Genomic DNA, 5,960 nt, shown 5'->3' on the forward strand with positions numbered 1-5,960 from the left:
CCAGAATCGTCCGTCGAGGTCGTATTGGTTGATGGGGTCGCCGGGGTAGGCGTAGGCGTTGGCTCCGCCGCCGTAGACGGGGTCGAGGGACAGGAAGCGTCCGGTGGCGGGGTTGTAGAGGCGGACGCCCATGAGGGTGAGGCCGGTGAGAGTCTCGGTGGAGCGTTGTTTGGCGCCGAGCCAGTTGTAGCGGGTGGCGGTCTGGCCGGTGCGGGGGTTGCCGTATTCGTCGCTGTCCAGGGCGGTGGGGGCCTGGCTGGTGTCCAGCGGGAGCTGGAGGGCCACGTCACCGTGGACGGTGGTCAGTTGCAGGGTAGTGTCGCCGGTTTTGCTGGTGGTGGCGGCGAGGTCGCCGGAGGCGGACTCGACGTTGCGGGTCAAGGTGCCGGCGGTGGTGTCTTCGATGATCCAGCGGGGGTTGTCGCTGTCGCTGTCGTAGTGGTTGAGCTTGCTGGCGGTCTGGGTCCAGGTGGTGCCGCTGCCGGTTTCGACCTTCCAGGAGCGGAAGCGCAGGGCGGCGTCGAGCTGCCAGGTCTGGCGCTTGCCGCCGGAAGTCTGCTGGTAGGCGAGGTCGTTGGTGTAGTAGCTGAGGGTGCTGCCCGGCAGAGTGGTGGTGCGGCCGAACGCGTCGTAGACGTAGCCGGCATCGACCTGGCGGTCGGCGCTGTCGTAGGTGTAGTTGGTGGTGGTCGCGCCGGTGGAGGTGCAGGCGCTGGAGGATGCGGCGGTGGCGGTGGCCAGCGCGGTGCGGTTGGTGCGCTTGTCGAAGGTGTAGGCGCGGCGGGTGCAGGTCTCGCCGACGGTGTCGTCGACGTTCGTGAGGCGGCCGGCCTTGTCGTAGGTGTACTTCTGGGCGGAGAAGCCCTGGTGGCTGGTGGTCTGACCGTGGACGTTCTCGGTGACGGTGTCGGTGAAGACGCTGGCGGCGTCGCTGTCGCGGGTGTAGGCCCGGGACGTGGGGGCGCCGGTGGTGTCTTCGGTGACCGCCAGGCTGTAGCCGCCGGGGAGTTTCTCGGTGGCGAGGGAGCCGTCCGCGTCGTAGGCGGCGGTGAAGTCACCGGCGACGGAGTCGCTGGTCTTGGTGACCAGACCGCGGGGTTCGGCGGTGTGGTCGTAGGTGTAGGTGACGGTCGAGGGGGCGCTGTCGGTGACCTTGACCGGGCGGTCGAGCTTGTCGTACTCGGTGGTGGTCGTGCCGCCGTCGGCGTCGGTGTAGGAGGTGAGCCGGCCGAGCTTGTCGTAGGCCCGGGCGATGGTTCCGCCGGTGGTGGAGGTCGTCTTGGTGACCTTGCCGGTGGTGGGGTCGTACTCGTTGGTCGTCTCGGGGACCGCCTGGCCCAGGGTGCCGGTGACGGTCGTCTTCAGCGGACGGCCGGCGGCGTCGTGGGTGATGCTGGTGGTGCGAGACTGGCCGTTGGCGGTCTCGGTGCTCTTGGCGGTCTGGCCGAAGTAGCCGTATTCGGTGGTGGCATCGGGCAGGCTGGCCGGGTTGGAGCCGCCGCCGGTGATGGCGCCTGCCGGACCGGTCCAGCAGGGCTGGTCGGCCCATTCGGGGCGGCCCTGGCACGATCCGGTGCCGGTGGCCGTCCAGTACTGGGTGATCCTGGTCGCGGCATCAGTCCCGGTGGAGCCGGGCAGCAACTGGGAGGTGACGCGTCCTTGGGCGTCGTAGGCGGTCGTGGTGGTCAGGTTCAGGCCGCCGGAGTCCTGGATGGTGAGGGTGGGCAGGCCCTTGACCCAGTCGTACTGGGTCTGGTTGATGCGCTTTTCACCCATGGCGGAGTCGTAGTCACGTACCCGGGCACCGGTGGTCTCTGCGGTGACCTGATCCTTCACGGTGGCGGTGCCGTCAGTGGGGCGGCCGGTGTCGTACTCCTTGACCGTCCACTTGCGGGCAGGCACGGAGGTCCCGGCCTGGACCAGGACGGTGGAGCCGTCCTTGAGGTCCTCGCTGAGGTCGGTCCGGTGGATCGGCCCGAACTCCTCCAGCTCCCGGGTGCCGGTGTCGTTGAACAGCGACGTCGTCGACAGCAGGTGAGAGCGCTCGCCGGAGGAGCGGGAGACGACGCCCAGGTCGGTCAGGACCTCCTTGTCGGCGGTCGATGCGCCCAGGGCCAGCTCGCGGTTGGCGGCGGTCAGTTCCCGCACGGTGTTGCCGAAGCGGTCGTACTCGGTGGTGGTGATGTGCTTGCCCGGGACGGCGGTGTTGACCTCACGGCCGGATGCGTTGAGGTAGTGAACCGTGGCCCGCGTGTAGTCGGCCACGGTCAGGGCCGCGCCGTCGTGGGAGGCGGGCGCCGAATCCGCGGGGAAGACGGCGGTGGCGTCCGCGGGCGCGTCGAGCTGGCCCCAGGTGGCGATGTCGGAGGCGCCCATGGCGTGAGGCGCCTTGGTCCCGGTCAGGGGCACCCCGTAGACGATGCTGGTGACCGCCTCGCCCTCAGCGGTGTCGGCCGTGCCCTGCTTCAACGCGGGGCGGGAGACCTTCAGCAGCATCCCGTCGCCGGCGGTGGTGCCGCTGCCGGCGTTGCCATAGGTGAAGGTGTAGGGCAGTTCACCGGCCGGCTGCAGCCCGGTGATGCGGCTGTCGGAGTACGTGTACTGGGTCTGGGTCTGCTGTCCGAGGCGGGGGTCGAAGGACTGGCGCAGCCGCCCTTGGGAGTCGTAGCGGTAGCTGGCCACGGCCGTTGAGGTTGCGGCTGCAGCGCCCGGTGCGGTGGCCCACAGGTTGATCTGCTTGACCTGGCCGGCGTAGTCCCCGAAGTCCGCGTCGGTGGCCGTGGTGGCGGTGGCGTAGACGAACTCCAGCACGCGGCAGCCCTTGGTGGCTGGGGTGGCCTCGCAGGCGGCGGTGGTCTCGGCCGAGGTCGGCGCGATGATCCGCTTGGGCCTGGCCAGGGTCTTGCCGTCGACGGTGACGGTCTCGGAGACCGTCTTGGTCGTGGAGTTGGTCAGGCCGTCCAGCAGGGTGGAGGAGACCTGCCAGGTAGTGGCCGCAGCGGACGGCTTGGTGAACGTGGTGACCGTGCCCTCGGTGTCGGACAGGGTGAACGTGCCGGTCACGCTACCCGTGAGGGTGAGGTCCTCCGCGCCTGGCTCCGGCATCCAGCCGGTCTTCGCCGCGTTGGCGGTGAAGTAGAGGCTGTCGCCCTCGGCCATCACCACGTCGACCGCGGTGTCGGACACCTTGCGCAGGTGGCTGTAGTCGGACTCGGTGTCCTCCGCGACCGTGCCGGCCACCCACTCCTTGCCGAAGATCGCGGCCTGTCCCTCCTGCTTGGCGCCCTGGTCGGGCGTGCGCGAGGAGGCAGAGCGCGTCACGCTCATGCCGAAGAACGACGCGTCGGTCCCGGACAACGTGTAGTCACCTGTGAGGAGGTTCACCGATCCGGGGCCCGCCTCGGTCGACGCCGCGCCGTCGGCGTTGCGGTCCACGACCACGGTCAGCGGGGCGGTGCTGGAGGCTGCGGAGCTGGGGCCGGTGAAGTCGGCCTTGATCTGGACGGTGCCGTCCGGGCTGACGGTGGTGGAGGCGTTCCAGGCCAGTGCCGCATTCTTCCCGCCGGTCAAGGCCACCGGCCAGGCGCTCAGCGCTGTGCCGCCCAAGGTGACGTCACCGGCCGGGATCTGCACCCACGGGTCGGCTTCGGAACGGCGCCAGGAGAAGGACACCTTGTCGTACTTGGATGCGTCGGCCTCGGCGACCAGCGGCAGCCGGCGCGCGGTGCGCTCGCCCTCGGCGGGCTGCACGAACCCGCCCGGGCCGGCGTGGAAGACGTACTCCCTGGCCTCGGACTTGTTGTCCGCCTTGTCGACGGAACGCACCTGCAGGGTATGGGTGCCGTTCTTCGCCGGGGTGACGGAGATGTTCTTCGCGGCGGCGGACCCGCCGGTGGCGACCTTCGTCCAGGTCACCCCGTCCAGCGACCACTCCAGCCAGTTGTGGTCAGCGGCCGGCGGCGTGACGGTGAAGACACCGGCCTGGCCGACGCCCTTGACCCACTGCCCGCTCGGGTAGTCCGTCGACGTGATCTGCGTCGGAGCCGAGGGCGCGGCAGTGTCGACCGTGAAGGTCTTCCATGCCGACCAGCCGGTGTTGTAGTGCGTGCCGTCATAGGGCGACGTGCGGAACTTGTAGGTCTTGCCGTGGGCGAGGACCCCCGCAGGCACTGTCACCGACGCAGCCGAGCCCGACGCCACATACTTGGAGACGATAACGTTGCCAACCTGCGTGTCGGTGGCGTTGTCGTAGATCTGGAAGGTGCCGTTGACCTTGTCGCCGTCGGTGTCGACGAAGGTGTCCCGCAGCGTCGGCGTGAGCGTGTTGACCATGTAGGCGCCGCTGTAGGAGAAGAACGGCGGACCGGCCTCCTGCTTCGTGCCGGTCTTGGGCCGGTAGTTGTAGTTCACCACCAGCTTCGGCGGGTTCGACGCCGCGTTCGCGGAGTTCACCCGCTTCCACTGCGCCACCACCGACTCGCTCGTCGCCCGCACACCCACGTGCCCACGCGTGGCCTTCGCTGACGCCCACTCCTGCGCCAGCGTCGTCACATCCGCGTTGATCCAGCCGTCCGGCGCGGACGTGCACGCCGCGTTGCCGCGGGTCTCGGTGGAGGTCGCCCTCTTCGCCGTCATCGTCGGCCGGTTCGTCCACCGGCTCGCCGTCGACGCCGCCGGAGAGGACCACACCTCCCACGACTGCGCCGTACAGTCAGTGTTGGCGGAGTGGAAGTTCCACAGGCTCAGCTTCGCGCTGGAGACCAGCGCATCCACCATCGGTGAAGTGTTCCAGGAGATGAACGACTGCGCGGTGCGCGGCGTGCCGTCGGCGTTGGTCGTGCCCGGGTTGCCGAAGTCCAGCTCGACGTCCGTGGACAGGTCGACCGTCTCGCCCTGCTGCACATAGGTGTCGAAGACGTTCGACAGCGACGACGTCGACGGGTCGACTGTCACCGGGTACCGGGTCGCCGGATCCGCGAGGAACTTCGCGTCCGGCGTGATCACCAAATCCACGCCGCCCTTGGTCTTGACGACCTTCATCGCGACCCTGGCCCGGTTCAGATGCTCACCGGAACGCTGGTCGACGGCCGCATCCCACATCACCGGCGCGGGCATGACAGCCCGTTTCCTGTTCTTGCCGTCGGTGAACAGCACACTGCCGTCCGCTAACTGCTTCGCCTTCAGCCCCTTGGCCCTCAGCGGCAGCGTGTAGGAGTAGCCGCCCGCGGCCGGCCGCTGCTTGACCTCGACGAACTGCTCGAAACCGGTCCGGGTCGCCTCCACCACCACGTCCGCGCCCGGCACCGCCTCGGCGTACCTGGCGCGCGTGCCGTCCAGCGTCGGCTTGGGCAGACCCCCCTTCCACTGCAACGCGATCTGCTCACCGCCCTCGCCCAGCGTCACCAGATCGACGGCCTTCGCCTGCTGAGCCGCCTTCAGCGAAGCCGCCGGCACACCGCTCCCGCCGGCCAGCCGCAGCCGGTTGGGATGCGCCACCGGCGCCACCCCGTCCCCCGACTCCCGCAGGCTCACATCGACATCCACCCACTTGCCGTCACGCTCGAACCGCACCGGCCCCGCCGACAGCTCCGTCGTCAGACTGCCGTCCTTGTTCACCCACGTCCGCGACGTCTCCGAACGCTCCGACAACGCCTCCACCCGAGCGCCCGACAACCGGGCAGCGACCTTCGCCGACGCGATGTCCGCCGCAGCCGACACCGCCTCCGCCTTCGGCGAGTGTGCGGGTCCCTCGCCAGGCGCCCCGACAGCCACACCCTCCAGTAACCCCACCGACATCAGCACCGCAAGCCCGCCCGCGACCCACCGCAGACTCCGGCTCCGCTCATGCCACATCCGCCCTCGCTCCACGGCAGAGGGCAACTCTTCAGGTCTCACGAATCCATCCCTGTCTGGTTGATGTAAAGAACCAGTGATCGATTCGCAAAGTAGTCCGGGACGCA

1 protein-coding gene is annotated in these 5,960 nt (G+C 69.2%); it reads right to left on the bottom strand.

Annotation, left to right across the window (positions count from 1 at the left end; translation table 11 throughout):
* The coding region (locus ACWCPF_RS45175; protein ID WP_451050986.1) for a DNRLRE domain-containing protein at nt 1-5,796 on the bottom strand (5,796 nt) is incomplete at its 3' end.
* Nucleotides 5,797-5,960: the final 164 nt, after the last annotated feature.

This window comes from Streptomyces sp. NPDC001858 (assembly GCF_053594615.1).